The following is a 24,746-nucleotide window of genomic DNA, read 5'->3' as shown; positions in this document are numbered from 1 at the left end:
AATAACAAACTGGAGGAATAGATGATGAATGTAAAACAAGTATTAGATGCGAAAGGTTTAGCATGTCCAATGCCGATTGTAAGAACGAAAAGAGCGATGGATACTTTACAAACTGGAGAAGTGTTAGAAGTACATGTAACGGATAAAGGGTCAGTTAAGGATATTCCAGCGTGGGCAAATAAAGGTGGTCATGACATCGTAAAGCGTGCAGAAGAAGCTGATGTGCTGAAATTTTGGATTAAGAAGGCGTAGTAGTTTTATAAATGTAGAGAGGTTGGTTATATGAATACAATATTAAGTACGCTTTTCATTGTACTTGCTGCAGGGTTTGTTATTTCACGTTTTTTACCAGTAAAAGGTGTCAAAAATATAAATGGAACAGAATTAAAGAGTATGGTGGGGAAAAAGGGAAAACAATTCATCGATGTTCGTACAGTAGGTGAATATAGAGGAAATCATATGAAAGGATTTCAGAATATCCCGCTAAATGAGTTAGCTAGTAAAGCAAATCAATTAGATAAAAATAAGGAAGTAATCGTTATTTGTCAGAGGGGGATGAGAAGTAAGCAAGCAGCAAAGGTATTAAAGAAATTAGGATTTCAGCACGTTATAAATGTTTCAGGCGGTATGAACGCTTGTAATTAAGAAGGAGATAGAAAAATGAAAGAAATGACTGCAAAAGAATTAGAAGAAAAATTGTTACGTAAAGAAGCGGTAAATATTGTAGATGTACGTGAAGTAGAAGAAGTAGCCGAAGGGAAAATTCTAGAAGCATGTAATATTCCGCTAGGACTATTAGAATTTCGTATGCATGAGCTAAATAAAAATCAGGAATATATTATCGTTTGTCGCTCAGGAGGAAGAAGCGCAAGAGCAGTTCAGTTTTTAGAGAGCTACGGTTTTCGAGCGATCAATATGGTAGGTGGTATGTTAGCTTGGGAAGGTAAAGTCGTATAGTACGGAGATAAACGATTTGATCTTTTTACAAACAATAAAATACCCCTATAGGTAATTGGAGGGAGAACAACATGGAACAACAGAAGAAAACGACGATTGTTTTATTTAGTGGAGATTATGATAAAGCGATGGCAGCTTATATTATTGCAAATGGTGCAGCGGCGTATGATCAAGAGGTGACTATTTTTCATACTTTTTGGGGCTTAAATGCTTTAAGGAAAGATGAGCATGTGAAGGTAAAGAAAACTTTCATAGAAAAAGTATTTGGAAAAATGATGCCGCGCGGTGTAAATAAGATGGGATTATCAAAAATGAATTTTGCCGGTATGGGACCAAAGATGATTAAAGGTATTATGAAGAAGCACAATGCGATGCCTTTACCAGATTTAATGGATTTGGCGAAAGAACAGGGAGTTAATCTTGTAGCTTGTCAAATGACGGTAGATTTATTAGGGTTAAAAGAGGAAGAGATTATGGAAGGGGTAGAATTTGCTGGGGTAGGAGCATATTTAGCAGATGCTTCGGATGGAAATGTAAATTTATTTATTTAAATTACCTTCTTTTTAGAAGGCGAGGGGTACAATATGAGTTTAACAGTGCTACTATTTATTATTGGGTTTATAGGGTCATTCATATCAGGGATGGTTGGAATTGGCGGTGCAATCATTAATTATCCGATGATCTTATACATTCCAGTATTGCTAGGATTTACTGGCTATACATCACATGAAGTGAGTGGTATTACAGCGATTCAAGTGTTCTTTGCAACTTTTGCAGGCGCGTGGGCGTACAGGAAAAGTAACGATATGGATAAAACTTTAGTTGTGTATATGGGAGCTAGTATATTAATAGGAAGCTTTGTAGGTAGCTTTAGCGCGAATTCATTAAATGAGCATGCTGTAAACATTGTTTACACATTACTAGCTACTATTGCGGCCATTATGATGTTTGTACCGAAGAAAAATAATAGCAGAGCAGTTAATTATAATAAATGGTTAGCAAGTATGTTAGCGTTTATTGTAGGAAGTGTTTCCGGCATTATTGGGGCAGGTGGTGCATTTCTTTTAGTCCCGATTATGCTAGTTGTTTTAAAACTACCAATACGTACGACAATAGCAACATCTATCGCTATTACGTTTATTTCCTCGGTAGGGATTACGACGGGGAAAGTGATTACTGGACAATTAGTTGTTATGCCAGCTCTTATCGTTGCGATAGCAAGTTTATTTGCCGCTCCTCTTGGGGTGAGAGTAGGGAAGAGAGTGAATCAAAAGGTTTTACAATATGTATTGTCTATTTTAATTGTAGGCACCGCTATAAAGATGTGGATCGATATGATATGAATAGAAAAGGATGGTGCTGCTTGCAGCCCATCCTTTTACTTATGCCCAAATAACTTTCATTAAGTTTTTATACTCGTCATTTGCTAATTTATATAGCATTCTCGTATGTTCAAAGACAAGTGCTGGATTAAAGTTTGGTTCTGAGAATGCAAGAGATGTTGAAATATCAATTGCATTTTGCTTATTTAGCGTGAATTTTGCAAATCGGTAAGATGTGTTTAATTCATTGATGACGTGTAAAATGTCATTTGTCGAATCAGGTACGTGAGCAACATTGAAGCAGTATATATCCACAGTAGGATTTTCGCTGTCGAAAGCAGCGATAAGTTGAATTTTTGCGCCAGCTTCTGTTTCTAGTCCTACTGAGAAATGTACAGAACCATCATTTTCATCTATATTTTCTTCCATATATATATCGTTTGATTTTAAGTACTCTTTAAAATCTGAAATGTTATGTTTTACTGCAGCTTTCATATGTGTGAGCCCCCTGATAATTGGAATAGATTACTATTATTTATTATAATTTAAAAATATTAAAAAAGATAGTTGGAAAGTTCTGATTTTTTGTTTTGAAAGCATTAAAAAGAAGCAGTGCTCTATGGAGATAGAGCACTGCTTCACTTTATTCATTGTCATTAGTCGATGTTTCTGTATCTTCACTGTTATTCTTATTTTGAGTCTCATGGTTACTTGATTCGCGTTCACTCGTATTTTCAGACGTAGATTCTTTTGTTTTCTCTGAGCTTGTTTTTTTCGAATCAGAATCAGATTTTGTATAGGCAGGTAGTCCAAGGTGACTACGAAGTTCGTTTGTAACATTAGCTAATTCTTTTTTATCTGGATTGTAATAGTAAGTTCGGCCACCACCAGCTGACTTACTACATGTATCATCACCTTTTGCCATGTAACAATCTTCACCTTCAATTTGTAATTTCTCAATTGAAGAATCTGCTCCATATTTATAGAATGAAAGCATATCGTCGAATGTTAAGTTTGTAACGAATTGTCCGTTAATATCATCAATGATATTACCAACTTTTGTTACAGATCCAACACTTGTTAGTTTCTTTAAAATAGCTTCAATAACAAGTTGCTGACGTTGTCCACGCATTGCATCACTATCAATGTGCCTTGTTCTAGCAAGAGCAAGTGCTTCTTCGCCATTTAACTTTTGAACACCTTTTTGCAGGTGAATTGCCTCAGCATTATCGTTGCTATCTTGCTCAGTAAATTCAACGGGTACATCAACTTCAATACCGCCTAAGTCATCGACGATTTTTATAAATGATTTAAAGTTGAATTTTACAAAGTAATCGACAGGAACATTCATTAATTTTTCAACTGCATCAATGCTTGCTTGTGGTCCACCATCTTTTCCGTTTTTAGCAGAACCGAATGCATGAGCGTGTGTAATTTTATCTTTTTTCTTTTCTACTGGAATATAAGTATATGTGTCACGTGGAATACTTAATAGTTTAACAGTTTTGCTATCTTTATTAAAAGTTGCAAGTAATAGTGCATCCGTTCTTATAGCTTCACCGTATTCTTTCCCACGGACATCGCTTTCATCAACACCCATGATTAAGACAGATACATTGTTTGTAATAGGTTTTACAGCCTTATCACGTAAATCAGATTTATCACCGCGCGCTAAATCGTGTGCGGCATTTCGAATAGCAGAAGATGCTTTATTTGCTAAAAACCAAGTATAACCGCCGCCTACTATTAAAAAGAATAGAATAGCGCTTATAATAATTTTTATTTTTTTCTTACTTTTTTTCGGTTTATTGCGTGTATTTTCTTGCAAAGATGGGTTTTGCTCCATTTCCTGTACTCCTTCATTTGGATTGAAATACGACACTCATATCCACTTATTATAATGAAATTTAGCGAAAAAAAACATTACAAATCATTTACATTTCGTAAAAATTCAATTTATTTATAAAAAGTCAGATTTTATATATTTTATTTTTGAGATGTAGAATAAGTATAAGTTGTTTTAGTAGAAATGAAAATATGCAATGTGAGAAAGTGATAGAGAAGTAAGATTTGTTGAAATATAGCCAAGAAGATGTGATGAGCTGTATATGTACTTCTTATATAATAAAGAAAGATTTTACGGATGAAGGAGAGAGCATAATGAATAATACATCATTCCGAGCAATTGTCGTGAACGAAAAAGAAAATAATCAATTTGAAAGAAAGCTTGTTGAGAGAGAAATTAATAGTTTACCTGAAGGAGATGTGCTAATACGGGTTCATTACTCTTCATTAAATTATAAAGATGCCCTTTCAGCTACGGGTAACAAAGGTGTAACGAGAACATACCCTCATACACCAGGCATTGATGCAGCGGGAGAGGTAGTTAGTAGTGAAAATAACGCATTTCAGGAAGGCGATCAAGTTATTGTAACTGGATATGATTTAGGTATGAATACTTCTGGTGGTTTCGGAGAATATATTCGCGTGCCATCATCTTGGGTTGTTCCTTTACCAAAAGAAATGTCTTTGAAGGAAAGTATGATGTACGGGACAGCCGGTTTTACAGCTGCCTTATCGGTGTATAAGCTCATTAGAGCGGGAATTACGCCTAGTATGGGAGATGTTTTAGTAACGGGTGCTACGGGCGGAGTAGGCAGTGTAGCAGTTAGTATTTTAGGGAAGTTAGGATATAACGTAGTAGGGGCAACGGGAAAAAGAGAAGAGAAAGAGATGTTGCTACGTTTAGGTGCAAAACAGATGATTCACCGCGCGGAGTTGAGTGATGAATCAGGAAGACCGATGCTTAAAGGAATATACGCTGGGGTTGTCGATACTGTAGGCGGAAGGATGTTAGAAACAGCTTTAAAATCACTACAGTATGACGGTTGTGTCACGACGTGTGGTAATGTAGCGGGGCAGGAGTTAAATACAACGGTATATCCATTCATATTACGAGGTATTAGCCTTTTAGGAATAGATTCAGTGCAATGTCCAGTAGACATGAGAAGAGAAGTGTGGGCATTGTTAGCGACCGATTGGAAAAACTTAGAGCTATTATCTTATACAGAAGAATGTACATTAGAAGAATTAGATGAGAAGTTTGCACTTATACTGCAAGGAAAGTTAAAAGGAAGAACGGTTGTAAAGATGAAATGAAAAAAGAGACGCTTACATTAGCGTCTCTTTTTGTAATTATAATGATTGTTTTACTGCTAGTTTACCTTGCTCACCTAAAACACCATCAGCAATATTTACAGCGTGATCACCGATACGCTCTAAGTTACTTACCATGTCAACGAAGATGATACTCGCATCGCCTGAACAGCTACGTTCGTTTAGACGTATTACGTGACGTTTGCGAAGAACACGTTCCATTTGGTCAATTTTACGCTCTTTTGCAATAACAGTTTGAGCTAGTTCAGTGTCAAAGTTTGTTAAAGCATTGATTGCATCTTGTAATGTTGAAATTGTTAATTCAAGCATTTCATTTAGTTCAGCTAGTGCTTCATCCGATAGTGAAACACGGTTTGAAATTTGGAAATCTACAAGTTCGACAAGGTTTTCTACATGATCACCGACACGTTCAATATCCCCCACAACACCAGCTAAAACAGAATGCTTCTCAGAATCTGCTGATGAAAGTGGTTTTTCTGATAGTAAAACTAAATACTCGGTAATTTTTTTATCTAAATTGTTAATAGCGCCTTCTAATTGAGTAGCCATGTTAGCATGTTTTTTGTCTTGTGTATTTAAAAATTGATTTGCTTCTTTTAATCCATCTAATGAAAACTCCGCCATACGGATAATCTCTTTTTGAGCTTCTGTTAAAGCAATAGCTGGAGATTGTTCAATAAAGATTGGATTTAAATGTTGTGGTTTGAAGTTAATAGATGCATCTTCACCACGAATAATTTTTGTTACAATCCAGGCTAATACTGCAATGAATGGGAACTGAATGATTGTATTCGTTACGTTAAATGTTCCATGTGCAAATGCAATTGTCATTTCTGGATTTAAATTTAATGACGTTTGGAAATATTGAATTAAACTTGTAAATGGTATTAATATAATCGTAAAGATAATGGTACCGATAATATTAAAGATAACGTGAACTAATGCTGCACGTCTTGCTGCAATTGAAGTACCGATTGCTGCTAATACGGCTGTAATTGTTGTACCGATGTTATCACCGAATAATACAGGAAGAGCAGCTTGTAAATCAATAGCACCTTGACCGAATAGTTCTTGTAAAATACCGATTGTTGCGCTTGAGCTTTGTACAATTAAAGTGAACACTGTACCGACAATAATTCCTAAAATTGGATTATCACTCATGCTAACCATTAACTCTTGGAATGACTCTAAAGAACGAAGAGGTTTCATACCTGCGCTCATTAATTCTAAACCGAAGAATAACATACCAAAACCGAATACAACTTGACCTACAGAATGTACTTTTTTATTTTTAAAGAAGAATAGTAAGATCGCTCCAACTGCCATAACTGGGAGAGCATATTCTCCGATTTTAATTCCGATAATAAATGCAGTAACTGTCGTGCCGATGTTCGCACCCATAATAACACCGATTGCTTGTCTTAATGTCATAAATCCGGCACTTACAAGTCCGACTGTTAAAGCTGTTGTTCCTGAACTTGATTGGATTAATACAGTAACTAACATACCTGCTAGTACACCCATAAGTGGGTTTGTTGTAAAGCGATCTAAAATATCGCGAAGACGATCTCCAGCTGCTTGTTGCAGTCCATCGCCCATGTATTTAATCCCGAATAAGAAAATACCTAATCCACCAATGAACTGGAAGATCATATCTTGAATATTGTATTCCACGCATTCCACTCCTTAAATTTCATGTACGATGTAATTATTAACTAAACCTTGAGGCACTGTAAACGGTTTATCAGTAAAATTTACACTAACTTTACAAAGGGATAAAAAGTTTACAATTCTTTAAAGAAACAGCTGTATTTTATTGGTTTTCATCTTATATAAATCTTAATTTTGTAAATAAATCACACTTTTTAGAATGGTATTGTTTGATTAGATATGAAAAAAAGCGTCTGCGAGTTCATCGTATATTTTTTGATGAAAGTTAAAAAAATATGTAGGGAAATGCCTGTAGTTTTATACCATCGAAAAATGGGGAATGTTTAACGTGTATTGATTAGTATGAGGTTATTGTGGGATGAAAAAAGCCACTGAATTATCCAGCAGCTTTTTCTTTATTTTTATCTCCATGCTTTTGTTTTTTTATACTTGTAATATAAATGAACAAGAAAGCAATAAGTAATAAAGAGGAATATCGATATACAGTTGCATAGTTGGTAAAGTGTGCAATGAATCCAAAAATAATCGCTCCAGCACCAATTCCAAGATCAAATGCTGAGAAGAATGTTGCTGTTGCTACTCCTCGTCGGTGTGGTGCTACTCGGTCAATCATCCACGCTTGTAGTGCTGGTTGAATTGCTCCGAAACCACTTCCGTAACACGCTGCGGCAATAATTAAGCTCGGAATTGTAGTTGTATACGACAATAAAATAATACCTGTAAACGTAATAATAACTCCTGGAATGATGACGAATGTATGGCCTTTCGTATCATATAATTTTCCGGAAAACGGGCGGGTTACAGCGATTGCAAGTGCATTAAATAAAAAGAAGAGACTAATATCAGCAATCCCGACTTCCGTAGCAAATAATGTGATAAAGCTCCCAATTCCCCCGTACATTAATGTAATACATAATATTAATAGTGAAGGAAGTAAAGCTTTACGCTCAATAAATCCATCGAGAAAGGTACCAGATGTTTGTTGTGGTGGTTGCGGCGATTTTTTGATTTGAAGTAGTTTCGTTAATATTAATGAAACTATTGTGCATGAAAGTGCACATAAAAAAAGAATCGTGAAGTTATATGCTTGCATAAGCCAAAGTCCGATAAGGGGACCGAGCGCCATGGCAATAGTTCCAGAAAGACCGAAATACCCCATGCCTTCACCGCGGCGAGCTTGCGGAATTAAGTCTGAAACGACAGTTCCATATGTAGTCGTTGTAATACCAAAACCAGCTCCGTGTAAAATTCGAACGGCAAGTAATAGGAAAACGGTTGAAGCGAAAAGATAACTGCCCATAGCGAGTAAACAAATAGCGGTACCGATCATTAAAATGATTTTTTTGTTGAATTTTTGCAAGGCATTTCCAGTTAGTGGCCTAATAAAAAGTGCTGCAACGGTAAACATACCGACAACTAATCCGATATTGGAACTTGTGCCGCCAATTTCTTTCACATAAACAGGCAAAGTAGGAATTAACATTTGAAACCCTAAAAACATACATAAGTTTGCTAGAATTAGCGCAATAAACTCTTTCGTCCATAACGGTTCTCGTTTTACGAGTATTGCCTCTCCCATATATTCATCCCCTATATAAAAGTTTTCCGCTATTTGCGGGCAGTAAAACTCCCACCTCAAAATCTGGCTGGAGCAAAGAAGTTAGGTGGGAGTCGGGCTGCCCGTAAACGCCCGATTGGTGAAGGCTAATAATCAGTGGGGGATGAACAAAACCCCCACTGATTAAAGTTTCACTTTATCTCTGTTCTTTCGAGTATATGTATTGGTCAACATAACAGTCAAGGAAGGTGTCTTGAAAGCGGATAACAATTTTTTAGGTGGAAAACTGACAAATTTGTGTAAAGGCTACACAACTATGAAAAAAAGATGTAAAGTATAGATGTATAGACTAGTAATTGTTATGAATGATAGAAATTGTTTTTTCTTTAAAGAAAGCGGATTCAAATTGTAGTGGAAGAGAAGGGGATACATACTTTTTCGCTACATATATTTGAAAAGGTTTACAATATGATGAAGAAAGAGGCGTGTACATATGAGACGATTAGGTATTTCTATTTATCCAGAACATTCGACAGTAGAGAAAGATAAAGAGTATGTAACATTAGCAAGTAAATATGGGTTTACACGTGTATTCACATGTTTATTATCTGTAGATGGCGAAAAAGAGAAAATTATAGAAGAGTTTAAGGAAACAATCTCTCATGCAAATGCATTAGGGTTCCAAGTATTAGTTGATATTAGTCCGTCTGTCTTTACACAATTAGGTATTTCATATAATGATTTATCGTTCTTCCATGAGTTAGGAGCGTACGGTATCCGTTTAGATGTTGGATTCTCTGGTTTAGAAGAATCGATTATGACTTACAATCCATACGGCTTAAAAATTGAAATTAATATGAGTAACGGTACGAAATATGTAGATAACATTATGAGCCATAGACCAAATCGTGAAAATTTAATTGGTTGCCATAATTTTTATCCACATCGTTATTCAGGATTATCATACGATCATTTCATTAAATGCTCGAAACAATTTAAAGATTACGGTATGAGAACGGCTGCTTTTATTTCATCATTTGATGCAACATACGGACCTTGGCCAGTAACAGAAGGCTTATGTACATTAGAGCAGCATCGTGAATTACCGATGACAACACAAGCGAAGCATTTATTTGCGACAGAATTAATTGATGATGTCATTATTGCAAACGCTTATGCATCAGAAGAAGAATTACAAGCACTAGGTGCATTAAATAAAGAGAAACAAACATTTGATATAGGATTATATGATACAACAACAGAACTAGAAAAAATTATCGTATTAGACGAGCCTCATTTTTACCGCGGAGATGTATCTGAATATATGATTCGCTCGACACAAAGTCGTGTGAAATATAAGAAAGAAGAGTTCAAACCGCATAATACACGCGAAATTAAACGCGGTGATCTTTTAATTGATAATGAACAGTATGGTCAATATAAAGGTGAGTTGCAAATTGCTTTAAAAGATATGGTGAATACAGGAAAAACAAATGTAGTTGGCCGAATTGTGGAAGAAGAAATTTTCTTATTAGATTATTTACAAGCATGGGATAAATTCGGATTTACATTAAAGAAATAATGAGAGCGGGATAAAGTGAAGCTTTAATCAGTGGGAATGTAGTTCATCCTCACTGATTATTAGTCTTCATTAATCGGGGATAAAAGGGAAAAAACTACTGATTTCAGTGGCTTTTTCCCTTTTATATAAAGAGCGAGAGGAAGAGCTATGACAAAAGTGCATCAGCGATTAATTTCTATTTTAGAGGAGTTTTTAGAAGAGAAATCGATGTTAAATCGAGCTTTTTTAGCGAGCCGTTTACATGTATCAACGAAGACGATTCAAAAGGATGTAAAATTATTAAATGATATATTAGAAGAAAACGGAGCGAAAATCGAATCGCAAAGAGGAACTGGGTACGAACTAGAAATTATACAAACGAAGAAATTTGAAGAGTTTTGCGTGAGTCTATTTCAAAAACAGGCGGAAAAGATCCCAACTTCTTATGAAGAAAGAGTAGCGTACATCCTGCAACGCATTTTAACGACAGAGGGATATGTGAAGCTTTCACAGTTAGCAGAAGAGATTTATGTGAGTAAATCAACTGTAAATTTAATTATGAAAGATGTTACGGATATTTGTAGTCGCTATGAGTTACAAATTGAAAAAAGACCATATTATGGTATACGTATTGTGGGAGAAGAATTTAATATTCGTTCTTGTTTATCACAATATGGTTTACCGCGTTATGATCATACTCCGTTTCACGAGAACTATGAGCAGACGGACACATATTTATCGTTACCCCATATTTCTCTCATCCGCTCAGTTATACTAAAGTATATCGAGGGAGGAACGATATATTTATCAGATATAGAAATTGATAATTTATCAATTCATATTGCGATTGCTTTAAAGAGATGCAGGGATGACCATTACATTCAAGCACTGCATGTAGAGGAATCTGAACTTATAATAAAGAAAGAATATAAAATTGCGAAACAGATTTTAGGGAATTTAGGGGAAGAGCTAAAACTTCAATTTCCAGAAGAAGAAGTTTTATATGTGACGATGCATTTATTAAGTACTGCTGTTACAGCGAGAGATCGCTCTAAAAATGTGGAAGAGCTATTAGGGAAAGACGTATATGCATTCATGCAGCATATTCTTTTCAAAGTGGCGGAAGAACGGAATCTTACTTTTTATTATGATGAGGAATTATTATTTGGGTTTGGTGTTCATTTAAAAACATTATTAAACCGTTTGAAATATAAATTAAATACGAGAAATCCTCTTTTGGCAGAAGTGAAAAAGAATTATCCATATGCCTTTGAAATTGCGGTTCTTGTTGGAGACATAATTGGTGAATATACGGGTGAGTCGATTCCGGAAAGTGAAATTGGTTATATTGCTATTCATTTCGGTGGAGCGATGAGTCGTTTGCAAGAAAAGAATCAAAAGAAAAGATGCTTATTAGTTTGTGCAACTGGCCAAGGAAGTGCACAGCTATTGAAATATAAAATTCTATCACAGTTCCGAGATAAATTAGAGATTGTAGGGATTACAGGCTATTATCAATTGAAGGTAGAAGAACTTTACAAAGAGAAAATAGATTGTATTATTAGTACGATTCATATACCGAGTGGTTTACCTGTGCCAGTTATAAAAGTGAATTCAATATTTGATAATAAAGAGATTAAATCGATTGGTCAGCAGTTATTTACGCATGTGAATAGTAGTGTGCAGCAATATATTAAGGAAGATTTGATCTTCTTAAATCGTAGTGCTTCTACAAAAGAAGAGGTTATTCAGTTTTTATGTGAGAAAGCTGCTGTGAAAAGTTATGTACCTGCAAACTTTTATGATTCTGTTATGGAAAGAGAGAATACATCTCCGACAGCGGTTGGAAATTTAGTTGCGATTCCGCATCCGATGCAGTTATTAAGTGAGAAAACATTTTTGATGTTTTGTACACTTGAGAAAGCAGTTGACTGGGGAGATAAGAAAGTACAAGTTATTATTTTATTTAGTGTAAAGCGCAATAATAATGAAGATTTACAAAAGCTTTATGATTTTTTATACGATATTATGTCTAGTCAAAATACGATAGAGAAATTAACTCAGGCTGAAGTAATTGCAGATTTTCAAGAGATATTATTATCTTTATAAGAAAAGTATATAAAAACTTCCGTTACATAACGGAAGTTTTTTATGTTTAATTGTATGCGTTTTCATAATAAGATAACAATATAGAAAAAAGATAGCTTGGGGGAATTTAAAATGACTGATATGCAAACTCCATTTGCGTTAATTTTACATGGTGGCAACGCGAGAAGCGCGGCACTTGAAGCAATCGCTTTTGCAAGACAAGGAGATTTTGAGAATGCGAGTGAAAAGATGAAACTTGCTAGTGAAGAAATATCATCCGCTCATCGCATTCAAACAGACTTAATTCAAGAAGAAGCAAGAGGAAATCATGCAGAAATAAGTTTACTGTTAGTGCATGCACAAGATCATTTAATGAATGCCATTACAGTGAAAGAACTTGCTGAAGAATTTATTACTCTTCATAAACGAGTGGAAGAGAAAGTGACAGTATAAGATGTACATTTTATTATGTTGCGCGGCAGGTATGTCAACGAGTATGGTTGTAAGAAAAATGCAAGAAGAGGCAAAGAAACAAGGGAAGGATTATAAAATTAAAGCAGTTGATTCAGAACTTGTGAAGCTTGAAATTAAGGAAGCTGATGTCGTTTTAATTGGTCCGCAAGTAAAATATTTATTTCCGGCCGTAGAGTTTCTTGCAAATTCATATGATATACCAGTTGCTATTATAAACCAACGAGATTATGGCATGTGTGACGGTTTAAAAGTACTTAAGCAGGCAGAGGAATTAGTTTTAGCGTAATTATATTTTTTTAAACATAAACATTATAATGTTATAACTTTTTCGTCATATTGAACAAAGGGAGGGCTATTGATGAATGGGTTTATGAGTTTTATGGAACAGAAGATTATGCCAACGACGCAAAAGATTGCGGGACAGCGACATTTATTAGCAATTCGAAACGGGGTTATTTCTACATTACCATTAACGATTGTCGGATCATTTTTCGTTATCTTTTTAAACTTACCAATTGATGCATATATGGAGTGGATTGCACCGTTTCGCCATATTTTAGATATTCCATTCCGATTTACAGTAGGATTAATGGCATTATACGCAGCGTTTGGAGTAGGGGCTTCACTCGCGAACTTTTATCAGCTCAATCAATTAAGTGCAGGATTATTATCTGTACTCGCCTTTTTACTAGCATCAGTTGAACCAATTCAAATAACAAAAGCTGTACCAGGTGTTATTGATGCGGGTAGATATATTTCAGTAGGAACATTAAGTGCAACTTCTTTATTCGGAGCAATTGTTACAGCATTAATTGCAGTAGAAATTTATCACTTTATGATTAAGCATAATATCTCGATTAAATTACCAGATAGTGTACCACCAGCAGTTGCAAACTCGTTTGCAGCATTAATTCCAACTCTAGTAGTTATTCTTTTATTCTGGGGTATTCGTTACGGTTTGAAATTTGATGTGAATACAACAATCACATATTTAATCGCACCACTAAAATCAGTATTAGTAGGAAATAATTTATTCGGCGGTTTATTAACAGTATTCTTAATCGTGTTCTTCTGGTCATTCGGTATACATGGCCCTGCGATTTTAGGACCGATCATTCGTCCGATGTGGGATTCAGCAATTCTTGAAAATATGGAAGTATTCACAGCTACAGGAAATGCACATCAATTACCAAACTTATTTACAGAGCAATTTATTCAATGGTTCGTATGGATTGGCGGATCGGGCTCAACGTTAGCTTTAGTTATTATGTTTATGTTCTCTAAATCTAAGTTCCTAAAAGAGTTAGGTAGATTATCATTCGTACCAGGTTTATTCAATATTAACGAACCAATTATTTTCGGGGCACCAATTGTAATGAACCCAATCTTAATTATTCCATTCGTTATTACACCGTTAGTTACAACGACAGTATCATATTTCGCAGTTGTTTCAGGTATGATTCCGCTGATGATGGCGAAGTTGCCATTTACGATGTTAGCGCCAATTGCAGCAGTGATTAGTACGGACTGGACAATTATGGCTGGCGTACTTGTAATTATTAACTTTGTAATCTCATTTATTATTTACTATCCATTCTTCAAAATGTATGAGAAACAACAAATAGCAGGAGAGGAGAAAACAGAATGCTCGGAGCAATTATCATCTTAATTACATTCGTAGCGGGGCAGTGTATTGCATATTATTCAAAGTGGGTACAAAGTAAATCGTTATTAGTTTTACTACTTGTTTCGATATTATTTATAGGGTGTTCAATGGGAGCTTATGTAGCATTTAGTTTACAATCACCGTTCTTTATCATTGTACCAACGATTTTATGTGCAACATGTTTATCTGCAAAATATAGATTTACGAGCATGGCATTAATACAACGTGTGAAGGAGATGCAAAAGCATGGAGCGTAAATTAGGAATTTCACTTTATCCAGAGCATTCAACGAAAGAAAAAGATATGGCATACATTTCGGCAGCGGCACGCCACGGTTTTTCAAGAATATTCACTTGTTTACTGTCTGTGAATCGTCCGAAAGAAGAAATTGTAGCTGAATTTAAAGAAATTATTAATCATGCAAAAGAATACAATATGGAAGTTATTTTAGATGTAGCTCCGGCAGTATTCGATCAACTTGGTATTAGCTATAGTGATCTATCATTCTTCGCAGAGTTAGGTGCAGACGGTATTCGTTTAGATCTAGGATTTGATGGATTAACAGAGGCGAAAATGACGAATAATCCGTACGGCTTAAAAATTGAGCTAAACGTAAGTAACGATATTGCATACTTAGAAAATATTCTTTCGCACCAGGCGAATAAACCAGCTTTAATTGGCTGTCATAACTTCTATCCACAAAAATTCACTGGTCTTCCATATGATTATTTCATTCGCTGTAGTGAACGCTTTAAAAAGCATGGCATTCGCACGGCAGCCTTTATTACGTCCCATGCAGCCGACATCGGTCCATGGGATATTAATGACGGATTATGTACGTTAGAACAACATCGTAACTTACCGATTGAAGTACAAGCGAAACATTTATGGGCGACAGGGCTTATTGATGATGTTATTATCGGAAATGCTTATGCGAGTGAAGAAGAGTTAGAGAAACTAGGAAACTTAAATCGTTACATGTTACAGCTAAAGGTACACTTTGTAGACGAAGCGACTGAAGTAGAGAAGAAAGCAACACTGCAAGAATTACACGTAAGACGCGGCGACATAACAGAATATATGGTACGTTCTACAGAAGTACGTAAAAAGTACAAAGACTATGACTTCCTAGTGCGCGAAAGTGTACGACAGGAAAGAGGGCAAGTTGTAATAGGTAACAACTCATTTGGTAAGTATAAAGGTGAACTACAAATCATCTTGAAGGAAATGCCGATAGATGAACGGAAAAATATTGTCGGTACAATTGCTGAAGAGGAGTTGTTCTTACTAGATTATGTAGGGGCTTGGACTCAGTTTACTTGTGTGGAATAGGGAAGATAGGAGGGGATGCTACGGCATCCTCTTTTTTCTGTTGAAATAGTAGTCTATCGTATATAGAATGCAAAGAGATAGATTTAATTTGGACGGGAGAGAAGGAGATGGAAGAGTATATAGATGATTTATTAAGGCGGATGGCGGATGAAGAAGCAGGTATTCGGCAATGTGCGTATGAAGAAGCGAGGCAGTTAAATGATGTATCGCTTTTTTCTTGTTTTCAAGAGAAAGTAATGGAAGCACGAAAAGTATATATAAAAACAAATCTTTATTTTTTAATTACACGACTTGCAATAAATACTAAAGAGATGTATATTGCAGATTATTTGATAGATCGGTTAGAAAGTGAAGAAAGCAGGATGGTGTTAGATAGCATGCTCATAGATTTAAGTAAATTATCTGAAGCAAGCAATGCACATAAAATTATTCCTTACATATATCATAAAAATAGTGGAGTTCGTTATTCTGCTGTCATCGCTTTAAAGTTGTGTAAATCGTTGGAAGCAGAAGATGCTTTATTGAAGTTACTTACAGTGGAAGAGAATCGAGATGATATTGTAAATATATGTGCCACTTTATATGAGATTGGAACAAAGCGATCAATCTTACCTTTAACAAAGCTTTTACATTGCGATAGTGCTTATGTTCGTTCAACTGTTATTGAGGTTTTAGCGAAAATAGTGGGAGCGGACTTACAAATAGTTTATATTGAAGCTTTAAAGGATAGAAATGTTAGGGTGAAATACGAAGCTGTTCGAGCTATTTATGCATATGGAGATGAAATGGCGATTAAGCCAATTTGCGAACGTGTAACTAAAGTTGTTTCTAGAAGACGTAAAAATGAAGTAGAGCCTACTGATGAATCAGAGATCGTCATTGCTCTTCGTTTCTTGCATAAGTTTGCTACTTATGAAGAAGTTTTAAAGACGTTTGATAAAGTATATAAAAAACGAGGAAACTTGTTTATGTCAGAGAGAAAATGGATTCGGGATAATATTAGTTACTTTCAAGAGAAAGAAAGAGTGTAAGAATCATAAAAAAAGAGTTAGCCTCAATAATGAGACTAACTCTTTTTTTAATAATTAGTTTAAAATTTTCACTGTAACTGTTTTACGTCCCCAGTTACTTGATGTACCTTTATCTGGCATTAAAACATCAATTTTATTTCCTTTAATAGCTCCACCAGTATCACCAGCGATTGCTACTCCGTAACCTTCAACCCATACTTTTGAACCTAATGGAATGACACTTGGATCAACTGCAATTAGTTTCATGTTTGGATTAGCTGTTAAGTTATGACCCATAGCTGATTTTACTTGGTCTCCTGCTTTGTAACCATTTTCAAGTGGATCCGCTGTGTAAGCTGTTGCTTGAACTCTTAATTCACGAGAAGAAGATGGTGCACTTGTTTCAGTTTCTTTTGCAACAGGTTGTTGTGTAGCTGGTTTTTGAGCTTTAGCCGCTTCACGAGCTTTAGCTGCCTCTTGAGCTTTAGCCGCTTCACGAGCTTCAGCTGCCTCTTGAGCTTTAGCCGCTTCACGAGCTTCAGCTGCCTCTTGAGCTTTAGCCGCTTCCTGAGCTTCAGCTGCTTCACGAGCTTTAGCTGCCTCTTGAGCTTTAGCTGCTGCTTGAGCTTCAGCCGCTTCTTGAGCTTTAGCTGCTTCTTGAGCTTTAGTTGCCTCTTGAGCCTTAGCTTCTGCTTGAGCTTTAGCCGCTTCACGAGCTTCAGCTGCTTCCTGAGCTTTAGCTGATTCACGAGCTTTAGCCGCTTCTTGAGCCTTAGCTTCTGCTTGAGCTTCAGCTGCTTCACGAGCTTTAGTTGCTTCTTGAGCTTTAGCTTTTGCTTGAGTTTCAGCTACTTCCCCGGCTTTAACTGCTTCACGAACTTTAGTTGTATCTTGAACTTTAGTTACTTTTTCAGCTTTAACTACTGGCTGAACTTTAACTGGCGCTTTTCCTGTTAAGTAAGGAACGTGTACATAAGCTGTTTGGCCGTTATATTCAAATTGAATCCAATCATTTTGTACTTGGTGTGTTGTTTCGATTACATCATCTTTTTTCAATTTACCAAGAATCGCTGAATCTGTATTTGCTCCAGCACGTACGTTTAATACGTTTGCTGTTACGTAGTAAGAATCTTTAGTGTAGTCAGCGCTTATGAAAGCTTCTTTACCACTATTTAATTTAACTTTTGACCATCCGTTTTCTGTATGTAAAACGTTAACTTTATATCCATCTAATAACTTTCCGACAACTTTTGATTCAGTAGTTGGGTTTTCTCGTACATTTAGTACATCAGTTGTTACAATCGTTTCTGCTTTAGCAGATGTTGTGAAAATCCCAAGACCAAAAACCGCTGCTGTTGCTATACCCATAAATTTTTTCATAATAGCCTCCATTGCATTTGTTTTTCGTTGACCTCATTATAGCAACCATTATTTTCTTATTTGCGGAAAACACAAAACTACAAAGCATTCGTAATGAGGCGTTAATATTCTGTAATAATTCCATTAATATCCTGATAACGTTTTCTTTGCGGTTTTCTGGGGATTAGAACATATGATTCATAAAATCAACACCATTTTAATTACTAATAGATTAATAATATATCAGTGGTATTACTTAAATGTTTCTATAATGTTACGAAAAAGGGGTATTTAACTATTTGAATCGTAATGTAGTTATGAAAATATAATCTTATTGTGTGTGAAGTCGTATATATAGGGGTGATTTTAATGAAATAGAGATATAATTGTTACAAAATAAGTTGTAGTATGGAAAAAATTACGCCTTGAATTTGTGTTATTACATAGTATTTTTGCAATAATAGGATTGCAGGATAGTTGTAATGTGAAATGGAAGCTGCAAGGATAAAAAGGTAATCGCAACATGAAACATATATAATAGAAGAAACATGATTTAAAGGGACGATATTGTTATGAATTTGTTCGTGAATTGCTTCAGAGTTATATAGTAGAAGTTAGAGACGCAGATTTTTAATAAAACAGCAATAAAATTGAATTTGCCTTCAATAAAATAAAAAACGTAGGAGTGTAAACTCCTACGTTTTTTATTTACTCATATCGTAAACATTCAATTGGATCAAGTTTTGCAGCTTTGTTAGCAGGTAGTAGACCGAATATAATACCGATTAGCATTGAAATACCTACTGCAAGAAGCCCAAGTTCTGTTGAGACAACGAGTGGCCATCCGGCAAATATTGAGACAATCCAAGCGAAGAAGATACCGAGCATGAATCCGATGAAACCACCGAGTCCTGTTAAAATACAAGATTCAATTAAGAATTGTGTTAATACTTTACCACGCGTTGCACCAAGTGCTTTACGAATACCAATCTCACGTGTACGTTCTGTTACAGATACAAGCATAATATTCATTACACCGATACCACCAACAAGTAAGGAGATAGCGGCAATACCACCGAATACCATTTTCATCATACCAATGGATTCGTCTAATTGCTTCGTAAATTCACCTAAGTCCTGTGCTTCGAATTTGTGCTCAAATTTAGGAGCTTTCATTTCGTTTAAAACAGAAACAGCTTGTTTTTCTACACTTTTACGTTCTGTTGGAGAGGTCATTGTTAATTTTACAGAGTCATACTCATTTACTCCTGAAATGACAGGCGCATTTTCAAGTGATGTATAACCTTCAGGCATAGCCATTCCAAATTCGTTTTTCGTTTCGTATACACCAACTATTTTATATGGCTTTCCTTTTATATCTGTGTATAGATTTGATTCCCAACCACTAAATAATTTATTGAAAGCTTCTTCATTTAATATAACAGCAGGAATTGCTTGATTTAATTCGCTGTCGTTTAATTCACGACCATGAACTAATTTTATCTTCGAATCTGTCATAAAGGCGCCTGTTCCACCTTTTAAATCAAGAGAGACATCTTTTGAACCAGAAGATGCTTTTACTTTCATACTTACATCTGGATAAACATCTTTTACGCCTGGTACAGTTTGAAGACGGTTTAGCATATCAGGTGTGATTTTTGCGTTATCTGTTCCGTAGTCAGGATTGTTGTAGTAAATCGTTATTTCATTATCTTTTCCTTGGCCTAACTCTTCTTTAAACTTTGCGTTTGTACCATCACCCATTGAAATGATAGTAATAATAGCACTAATACCAATAATAATTCCTAGCATCGTTAATATAGAACGCATTTTATGGGCAAAGATAGAGGAAAGGGCCATGCGTATATTTTCACTCGTGTTCAAAATTAACCTCTCCAATCTTGGACGATATTTCCGTCACGAATTACAATTTGACGTGCTGCCGCTTCCCCGATTTCACGATCGTGGGTAATCATAATGATTGTTGAGCCTTGTTTGTTTAGTTCGTAAAAGAGGTCCATAATTTGTGTACTCGTTTTCGTATCAAGTGCACCCGTCGGTTCATCTGCTAAGAGAAATTTCGGGTTATTTACGATTGCACGTGCGACTGCGACACGCTGCTTTTGTCCACCTGACAATTCATTTGGTAAGTGAGTAGCACGATCAGCTAAACCTACTTTTGTTAAAGCTGCTAGTGAACGTTCACGTCGCTCTTTTTTATCAACACCTGCATAAATAAGAGGTAATTCAACATTTTGCATTGCTGTAAGTCTTGGTAGTAACATAAAGTTTTGGAATATGAATCCGATCTCTTTATTACGAACATGTGCAAGTTCTGTCTCAGACATGTTTGAAATATTTTGACCAGCTAGTTCATACGCACCTGTTGTTGGTTTATCTAAGCAACCGATAATGTTCATTAATGTTGATTTACCAGAACCAGAGGGTCCCATAATAGAAGTGAATTCTCCCTGGTTCAGTGTTACGTCAATGCCGTGTAATATTTGAACGGATTCTGCACCATTTTGGAAAGATTTCGTGATGCCTTTTAAGTTAATCATTCAACGACAACCTCCATACCATCTTTTAAGTCTTTTTCAGGTTTAGAGATAATTTGCTCTCCTTTTTTCACTCCAGAAACTTTCGCTTCGCTATCTGTTTCAAATTCAACAGTAACCGCTTGTTCTTTCGCTTTACCGTCTTTTATAACGAAGACAACATTTTTGTCACCTTTTTTCACGATGCTACTTTTCGGAATAATTGTACCAGTTGCTTCGCCAGATTTACTTGTCACGTATACGTGGAAGCCGTTTTGTAATTCTTCACTATTGTCTAATGTGACAGTGAATTGGTAATTAGAAACTGTTTTGTTTTCGTCCATACTCTTTAATGGTGTAGAACCGATTTCTGTTACTTTTCCTGTCCAAGTCTTACCAGCGACCGTTTTTGACGAAACAGTTACTTCTTGCCCAACTTTCATACTAGCAAGCTCATATTCAGAGAGTTGACCTTTTACTTTAAATGGACCAGCGTGACGAAGTGTAATGCCGCTCATACCTGTTTTTTCATCAGCAGTTTTTACGATATCATCAATTACACCATCAGTAGGGCTCGTTACAGAAAGGGTGTTTACCTTTTCTTTTGCTACTTTAATCATTTCATCAGCTTTTTCAACTTCAAATTTCTTCATTTCAAGTTGTGATTCTAATTGCCCAACTTCAATTTCTGATGCTTTTAATGCTTCAGCGGGAAGGCCTGCATTTTTATCTTTTTGTAATTTTTGTTTCGCTGCATCAATTTGTTTTTGGAACAATGTTACTTCTTTTTGTGCGATTTTCTTTTGCATTTCTGCTTCCGTTACACCTTGTTTAGCAGTAGGGTCATTGTATTTAAACAGAAGCTGACCTTTTTTCACTTCATCACCTTTTTTAACAGCTAATTCATACGTGCCTTTTGTTGGATCGAATGAAATTGTTTCAATACCGCTTGGAATAACTTCGCCGCCAAATTTTTGTGCATTTTCAATTTGTTTTTCCGTAACTTTATAACCGCTATATGCCATTGCTACTTCTGAACCACCACCAGCAAATGCAAAATATGATCCAGCTGCAATTCCGATTGCTACTACACTAGTAATTAACACTTTATTTTTCTTCTTCATCTATTTATCACCTTTTCGTTCGTTTTAGTATCTACATTAAGTATAAAAGAGGTGAAGAATCTGACAAATCGTTTTAGCTTACAATAACCTTACAGTTTTGTAAGGTATGAATATCTAAATGTAAGGTAGAGCTTGTCCAAGTGTAAGCAAATGAATTGACTCGTTGTTTCTTTCTAATAATAATATTGTATGAAGGAGAGGAGGAAGGAAGATGGAAGCTTATTTTAGTGCGCATCCATTAAAACCATTTATTCCGTACTCGAGGCAACATGTCATTATATTATTTATTATGTTGGTGGGGATATTTTTTCTGTATCAATACCAAGATTTATTGCGTCAAAGTGAGTGGAATATAACGGTTCGATATGCGATTGCATTTCTATTTATAGGAAGTGAGATTGGACTTCATATGTGGGAATGGAAAGCTGGGATTTTTGAGCTAGGCACTTCATTACCATTTGAGTTATGTACGATTAGTTTATTGTTAGCGGCGGTTATGGTTGTAACGAAAAGTTATCGATTATATGAGATTGTGTTTTTTACAGGAATTATTGGTGCATCGCAAGCCATTTTAACGCCAAACGTGCAATATGCTTTTCCGCATTTTCGCTTTATAGAATTCTTCATTGCACATGTATTACTCATTTGGGCACCACTCTTTATGACATGGGTGGAAGGATATCGTCCGACATTACAATCTATTAAACAGACGATGATATTTTTAAATATATTGATTCCAATTGTTTCGTTTGTGAATTACAAAACAGGCGGTAATTATATGTTTTTAGCTCGTAAGCCAGAAACTGCTTCATTACTCGATATGTTAGGACCGCATCCTTACTATATCATTTCATTAGAAATAGCTGCGCTTACGGGATGTTTTATTTTGTATATGCCGTTTGCGAAAAGGGAAGGGCATGCGCATAAAGAATCACTAGGATCATAACCTAGTGATTTTTTTATTTTATAAATATTTACAATTCAGAAAATTAAGAATAAAATTAGAGGGTAAATTACATATAGAGAGAAGGGAAAACGTGGTCAAAAAAGTTTTTCTGAATGGGATGGAAGTGACGATTCAATTTATTATTTCGATTTTGGGTATTATTTGTTTAGGGGCACTGCCGAAGTTGTTTTATGGATTTGAGCTGCGTGCATCAACGTACATACAGAGTTTAAAAGAAGTGTTTGTGAATTTAATGGATATCTCCAATTTGCAATATGTGAGAGGTAAATTTTTATTTCCGCAGTTGTTCGTCCATTATAAAGAAACGATTGTTATTTTTTTGGCTGCTTTTTTCATTTCATTATTTGTAGCATTTTGTATTGTTTATGTGATTATGAGTAGTTCACCGCGTATACAACATCGCATTAAATCATTTCTCATCTTCCTAGAATCCATTCCAGATATCCTTCTTATTTTAGTATCACAAATTTTAGTTGTATGGTTTTTTAAACAAACAGGTTTTTTACCTTTTCAAATTGCTTCAATTGGAGGCGAGTCGATTAGAGGGTTGCCAATATTGTGTTTGAGCATCCCGACTACGATTATGTTTGTAAAAATGGTCGTGCTTCGTTTTGAAAATGAACTAGAAAAAGATTATGTACTATTTGCTAAGGCGAAAGGGCTGGGGCGCTTTCATATTTTAAATCGTCATATTTTACGAAATGTGTTGCTTAGTACATTATTCTTTGCGAAAACGAATATCTTTTTTATGTTATCTAATTTATATATTATAGAATGGATTTTTAATACGGGTGGTATTTTTATGTTTTTGAAATCGTATTTCGGTATTAGAGTTGAGGTTTTCATCGTTAGTGTGCTTCTTATATATATTCCGATTTTTATTTTATTTAAATTGTTTCATTATCTCATTCCGGCTGCGATGAAGGAGAGATTATAATATGTGGACGTATATAAAACGTGATAAAAGATTTTGGATAAGCATTGGGTTTCTTCTCCTATTAGTTCTTTTGAGCATCGGAAATACGTTATGGAATGATGGACATATTAGACAAGTTACATTGCAATATGATGCGGATGAAAATCCACAAGTGCCACCGTTTCCACCTTCATTACAATTTTTACTCGGGACAGACCGGAAAGGGTATGACCTGTTACATTTAGTCATTGAGGGCGCGAAGTGGACGATTGGTATATCTATTTTAATTGCGGCACTTAGAATGGTAATAGGTGTGTTTTTCGGTGTCGTACTCGGAACGTATATAAAAAGAGGATTTTCAAAAATTGAGGCTTTCTTTGATAGTTTTACAGTTATTCCGACAGTTATGATTGCGTATTTTTTTCTTCAATCTGCAAATGCATTTGGAAGCGGAGAGGAGACAACAACCTTTTTTGAAAGGGCTTCGTTTCAAGTTGTATTACTTGTAATGCTTGCGATGCCAGTTATTGCACTGTATGTGGCGAAGGAAGTTCGTAAATTACAAACGGAAGAATTTATTGATGCCGCGCGCATATTAGGTGGATCAAGAAGACATATTGTTATAAAGCATCTTTTTCCGCATCTCTATATGCCGTTTATACTCGTATTTCTTCAGCAGTTTACGCAGACTCTTACTATTTTACTGCACTTAGGATTACTTGAAGTGTTCTTTGGTGGGACTGTAATGTTTGGTGGACAAATAAAAGAGGTGGAATCTTATACGCATGAATGGTCAGGTTTAATTGGAGTATACTTTAGGTCATTAACAGTGCATCCATGGATTCCTCTCGTTCCCATTACATTTTTTGGACTTACTATTTTTTCAGGAAATATGATTGTGAAAAGTATAGAAGAGGCGATGATGAAAGTAAGGTTAGGGGGAGAGATGAAGAAGGACGTTGTAGAAGAGGAACAATCTGCTGTGCAGTCAAAAGAAGAGTTATTTACTTTTAAACATACGATGTGA

At 35.5% G+C, this 24,746-nt stretch carries 24 protein-coding genes and 1 pseudogene; 17 read left to right on the top strand and 8 right to left on the bottom strand.

Features of this window, described 5'->3' with window-relative positions; genetic code table 11:
* The first annotated feature begins 21 nt into the window (after window positions 1-21).
* The 5 genes from Q3V31_RS23045 (at window position 22) to Q3V31_RS23025 (ending at window position 2,300) form a co-directional block, all read left to right on the top strand.
* Window positions 22-252: a sulfurtransferase TusA family protein gene (locus tag Q3V31_RS23045; protein WP_002074592.1), complete on the top strand. Its 231-nt coding sequence runs from the start codon at window positions 22-24 to the stop codon at window positions 250-252.
* 30 nt (window positions 253-282) lie between these two features.
* Entirely contained in the window at window positions 283-645 is a 363-nt protein-coding gene (locus tag Q3V31_RS23040) for a rhodanese-like domain-containing protein (protein ID WP_016128743.1), read from the top strand.
* Between the two features lie 15 nt (window positions 646-660).
* Window positions 661-957, top strand: coding sequence for a rhodanese-like domain-containing protein (locus Q3V31_RS23035; RefSeq protein WP_016128744.1), 297 nt, complete (start codon window positions 661-663; stop codon window positions 955-957).
* Window positions 958-1,028: 71 nt separating this feature from the next.
* On the top strand, window positions 1,029-1,508 hold the full coding sequence (locus Q3V31_RS23030; protein ID WP_016128745.1) for a DsrE/DsrF/DrsH-like family protein: 480 nt from the start codon (window positions 1,029-1,031) through the stop codon (window positions 1,506-1,508).
* A 33-nt stretch (window positions 1,509-1,541) separates the two neighbouring features.
* Window positions 1,542-2,300: a sulfite exporter TauE/SafE family protein gene (locus tag Q3V31_RS23025; RefSeq protein WP_016128746.1), complete on the top strand. Its 759-nt coding sequence runs from the start codon at window positions 1,542-1,544 to the stop codon at window positions 2,298-2,300.
* Window positions 2,301-2,339: 39 nt separating this feature from the next.
* On the opposite strand, the gene Q3V31_RS23020 is transcribed toward Q3V31_RS23025, so the two are convergent.
* Window positions 2,340-2,774 carry a YbjN domain-containing protein gene (locus Q3V31_RS23020; protein WP_000642367.1) on the bottom strand — a complete coding sequence of 145 codons (435 nt, stop codon included), beginning with the start codon at window positions 2,772-2,774 and terminating at the stop codon, window positions 2,340-2,342.
* 148 nt (window positions 2,775-2,922) lie between these two features.
* The gene (locus tag Q3V31_RS23015; RefSeq protein ID WP_000437397.1) at window positions 2,923-4,125 is read right to left on the bottom strand and encodes an LCP family protein; all 1,203 of its coding nucleotides are present in this window, start codon (window positions 4,123-4,125) and stop codon (window positions 2,923-2,925) included.
* Between the two features lie 314 nt (window positions 4,126-4,439).
* Here Q3V31_RS23015 and Q3V31_RS23010 point away from each other — a divergent pair, with 314 nt between their 5' ends.
* Window positions 4,440-5,438, top strand: coding sequence for a YhdH/YhfP family quinone oxidoreductase (locus Q3V31_RS23010; protein ID WP_016128747.1), 999 nt, complete (start codon window positions 4,440-4,442; stop codon window positions 5,436-5,438).
* Window positions 5,439-5,474: 36 nt separating this feature from the next.
* On the opposite strand, the gene Q3V31_RS23005 is transcribed toward Q3V31_RS23010, so the two are convergent.
* Both Q3V31_RS23005 and Q3V31_RS23000 read right to left on the bottom strand, forming a co-directional pair.
* On the bottom strand, window positions 5,475-7,130 hold the full coding sequence (locus tag Q3V31_RS23005) for a Na/Pi cotransporter family protein (RefSeq protein ID WP_016128748.1): 1,656 nt from the start codon (window positions 7,128-7,130) through the stop codon (window positions 5,475-5,477).
* A 373-nt stretch (window positions 7,131-7,503) separates the two neighbouring features.
* Window positions 7,504-8,706, bottom strand: a complete 1,203-nt coding sequence (locus Q3V31_RS23000; RefSeq protein WP_016128749.1) for an MFS transporter — start codon at window positions 8,704-8,706, stop codon at window positions 7,504-7,506.
* 472 nt (window positions 8,707-9,178) lie between these two features.
* Between Q3V31_RS23000 and Q3V31_RS22995 the strand changes: the two genes are divergently transcribed.
* The 8 genes from Q3V31_RS22995 to Q3V31_RS22960 all read left to right on the top strand — a co-directional run bounded on the left by Q3V31_RS22995 (window position 9,179) and on the right by Q3V31_RS22960 (window position 16,837).
* Window positions 9,179-10,267: a DUF871 domain-containing protein gene (locus Q3V31_RS22995; RefSeq protein ID WP_016128750.1), complete on the top strand. Its 1,089-nt coding sequence runs from the start codon at window positions 9,179-9,181 to the stop codon at window positions 10,265-10,267.
* Between the two features lie 147 nt (window positions 10,268-10,414).
* Window positions 10,415-12,355: a BglG family transcription antiterminator gene (locus tag Q3V31_RS22990; protein WP_016128751.1), complete on the top strand. Its 1,941-nt coding sequence runs from the start codon at window positions 10,415-10,417 to the stop codon at window positions 12,353-12,355.
* Window positions 12,356-12,466: 111 nt separating this feature from the next.
* A complete protein-coding gene (locus Q3V31_RS22985; protein WP_016128752.1) occupies window positions 12,467-12,787 on the top strand; it encodes a PTS lactose/cellobiose transporter subunit IIA in 321 nt (106 codons plus the stop codon).
* Window position 12,788: 1 nt separating this feature from the next.
* Window positions 12,789-13,094, top strand: a complete 306-nt coding sequence (locus Q3V31_RS22980; protein WP_016128753.1) for a PTS sugar transporter subunit IIB — start codon at window positions 12,789-12,791, stop codon at window positions 13,092-13,094.
* Between the two features lie 72 nt (window positions 13,095-13,166).
* Window positions 13,167-14,477, top strand: coding sequence for a PTS sugar transporter subunit IIC (locus Q3V31_RS22975; protein ID WP_016128754.1), 1,311 nt, complete (start codon window positions 13,167-13,169; stop codon window positions 14,475-14,477).
* A complete protein-coding gene (locus Q3V31_RS22970; protein ID WP_016128755.1) occupies window positions 14,453-14,731 on the top strand; it encodes a hypothetical protein in 279 nt (92 codons plus the stop codon). Before Q3V31_RS22975 ends, Q3V31_RS22970 begins: the two co-directional genes overlap by 25 nt.
* A complete protein-coding gene (locus Q3V31_RS22965; RefSeq protein WP_016128756.1) occupies window positions 14,721-15,806 on the top strand; it encodes a DUF871 domain-containing protein in 1,086 nt (361 codons plus the stop codon). The genes Q3V31_RS22970 and Q3V31_RS22965 overlap by 11 nt, the downstream gene beginning before the upstream one ends.
* A gap of 107 nt (window positions 15,807-15,913) precedes the next feature.
* A complete protein-coding gene (locus Q3V31_RS22960) occupies window positions 15,914-16,837 on the top strand; it encodes a HEAT repeat domain-containing protein (protein ID WP_329767288.1) in 924 nt (307 codons plus the stop codon).
* 54 nt (window positions 16,838-16,891) lie between these two features.
* Here the strand turns inward: Q3V31_RS22960 and entC are convergent.
* From entC to Q3V31_RS22940, 4 genes and pseudogenes are all read right to left on the bottom strand, one after another.
* Window positions 16,892-18,320: pseudogene (gene entC, locus Q3V31_RS22955) on the bottom strand (cell wall-binding protein EntC).
* A gap of 563 nt (window positions 18,321-18,883) precedes the next feature.
* Window positions 18,884-20,035, bottom strand: a complete 1,152-nt coding sequence (locus Q3V31_RS22950; protein ID WP_425332960.1) for an ABC transporter permease — start codon at window positions 20,033-20,035, stop codon at window positions 18,884-18,886.
* Window positions 20,036-20,061: 26 nt separating this feature from the next.
* Complete coding sequence (locus tag Q3V31_RS22945; RefSeq protein WP_000609096.1) at window positions 20,062-20,736, bottom strand: ABC transporter ATP-binding protein; 675 nt, start codon at window positions 20,734-20,736, stop codon at window positions 20,062-20,064.
* Window positions 20,733-21,836 (bottom strand): efflux RND transporter periplasmic adaptor subunit, encoded by a 1,104-nt coding sequence (locus tag Q3V31_RS22940; RefSeq protein ID WP_000728824.1) that lies wholly within the window; start codon window positions 21,834-21,836, stop codon window positions 20,733-20,735. The genes Q3V31_RS22945 and Q3V31_RS22940 overlap by 4 nt, the downstream gene beginning before the upstream one ends.
* A gap of 211 nt (window positions 21,837-22,047) precedes the next feature.
* Here Q3V31_RS22940 and Q3V31_RS22935 point away from each other — a divergent pair, with 211 nt between their 5' ends.
* From Q3V31_RS22935 to Q3V31_RS22925, 3 genes are all read left to right on the top strand, one after another.
* Window positions 22,048-22,782, top strand: a complete 735-nt coding sequence (locus Q3V31_RS22935; RefSeq protein ID WP_329767287.1) for a YwaF family protein — start codon at window positions 22,048-22,050, stop codon at window positions 22,780-22,782.
* Window positions 22,783-22,873: 91 nt separating this feature from the next.
* Window positions 22,874-23,740, top strand: a complete 867-nt coding sequence (locus Q3V31_RS22930; RefSeq protein ID WP_033670041.1) for an ABC transporter permease subunit — start codon at window positions 22,874-22,876, stop codon at window positions 23,738-23,740.
* A gap of 1 nt (window position 23,741) precedes the next feature.
* Window positions 23,742-24,746, top strand: coding sequence for an ABC transporter permease (locus Q3V31_RS22925; RefSeq protein ID WP_016128762.1), 1,005 nt, complete (start codon window positions 23,742-23,744; stop codon window positions 24,744-24,746).

Source organism: Bacillus nitratireducens (assembly GCF_036320425.1).
In the GTDB taxonomy this organism is placed as follows: domain Bacteria; phylum Bacillota; class Bacilli; order Bacillales; family Bacillaceae_G; genus Bacillus_A; species Bacillus_A nitratireducens.
Note: the sequence above shows the minus strand (reverse complement) of the source record. Positions and strands in the feature narration are given on the sequence as shown.

Bases quoted from the DNA above. Each gene is read 5' to 3' on its own strand.
- Q3V31_RS23045 (WP_002074592.1), top strand. From the start codon at position 22: ATGATGAATGTAAAACAAGTATTAGATGCGAAAGGTTTAGCATGTCCA.
- Q3V31_RS23040 (WP_016128743.1), top strand. From the start codon at position 283: ATGAATACAATATTAAGTACGCTTTTCATTGTACTTGCTGCAGGGTTT.
- Q3V31_RS23035 (WP_016128744.1), top strand. From the start codon at position 661: ATGAAAGAAATGACTGCAAAAGAATTAGAAGAAAAATTGTTACGTAAA.
- Q3V31_RS23030 (WP_016128745.1), top strand. From the start codon at position 1,029: ATGGAACAACAGAAGAAAACGACGATTGTTTTATTTAGTGGAGATTAT.
- Q3V31_RS23025 (WP_016128746.1), top strand. From the start codon at position 1,542: ATGAGTTTAACAGTGCTACTATTTATTATTGGGTTTATAGGGTCATTC.
- Q3V31_RS23020 (WP_000642367.1), bottom strand. From the start codon at position 2,774: ATGAAAGCTGCAGTAAAACATAACATTTCAGATTTTAAAGAGTACTTA.
- Q3V31_RS23015 (WP_000437397.1), bottom strand. From the start codon at position 4,125: ATGGAGCAAAACCCATCTTTGCAAGAAAATACACGCAATAAACCGAAA.
- Q3V31_RS23010 (WP_016128747.1), top strand. From the start codon at position 4,440: ATGAATAATACATCATTCCGAGCAATTGTCGTGAACGAAAAAGAAAAT.
- Q3V31_RS23000 (WP_016128749.1), bottom strand. From the start codon at position 8,706: ATGGGAGAGGCAATACTCGTAAAACGAGAACCGTTATGGACGAAAGAG.
- Q3V31_RS22995 (WP_016128750.1), top strand. From the start codon at position 9,179: ATGAGACGATTAGGTATTTCTATTTATCCAGAACATTCGACAGTAGAG.
- Q3V31_RS22990 (WP_016128751.1), top strand. From the start codon at position 10,415: ATGACAAAAGTGCATCAGCGATTAATTTCTATTTTAGAGGAGTTTTTA.
- Q3V31_RS22985 (WP_016128752.1), top strand. From the start codon at position 12,467: ATGACTGATATGCAAACTCCATTTGCGTTAATTTTACATGGTGGCAAC.
- Q3V31_RS22980 (WP_016128753.1), top strand. From the start codon at position 12,789: ATGTACATTTTATTATGTTGCGCGGCAGGTATGTCAACGAGTATGGTT.
- Q3V31_RS22975 (WP_016128754.1), top strand. From the start codon at position 13,167: ATGAATGGGTTTATGAGTTTTATGGAACAGAAGATTATGCCAACGACG.
- Q3V31_RS22970 (WP_016128755.1), top strand. From the start codon at position 14,453: ATGCTCGGAGCAATTATCATCTTAATTACATTCGTAGCGGGGCAGTGT.
- Q3V31_RS22965 (WP_016128756.1), top strand. From the start codon at position 14,721: ATGGAGCGTAAATTAGGAATTTCACTTTATCCAGAGCATTCAACGAAA.
- Q3V31_RS22960 (WP_329767288.1), top strand. From the start codon at position 15,914: ATGGAAGAGTATATAGATGATTTATTAAGGCGGATGGCGGATGAAGAA.
- Q3V31_RS22950 (WP_425332960.1), bottom strand. From the start codon at position 20,035: ATGGCCCTTTCCTCTATCTTTGCCCATAAAATGCGTTCTATATTAACG.
- Q3V31_RS22945 (WP_000609096.1), bottom strand. From the start codon at position 20,736: ATGATTAACTTAAAAGGCATCACGAAATCTTTCCAAAATGGTGCAGAA.
- Q3V31_RS22940 (WP_000728824.1), bottom strand. From the start codon at position 21,836: ATGAAGAAGAAAAATAAAGTGTTAATTACTAGTGTAGTAGCAATCGGA.
- Q3V31_RS22935 (WP_329767287.1), top strand. From the start codon at position 22,048: ATGGAAGCTTATTTTAGTGCGCATCCATTAAAACCATTTATTCCGTAC.
- Q3V31_RS22925 (WP_016128762.1), top strand. From the start codon at position 23,742: ATGTGGACGTATATAAAACGTGATAAAAGATTTTGGATAAGCATTGGG.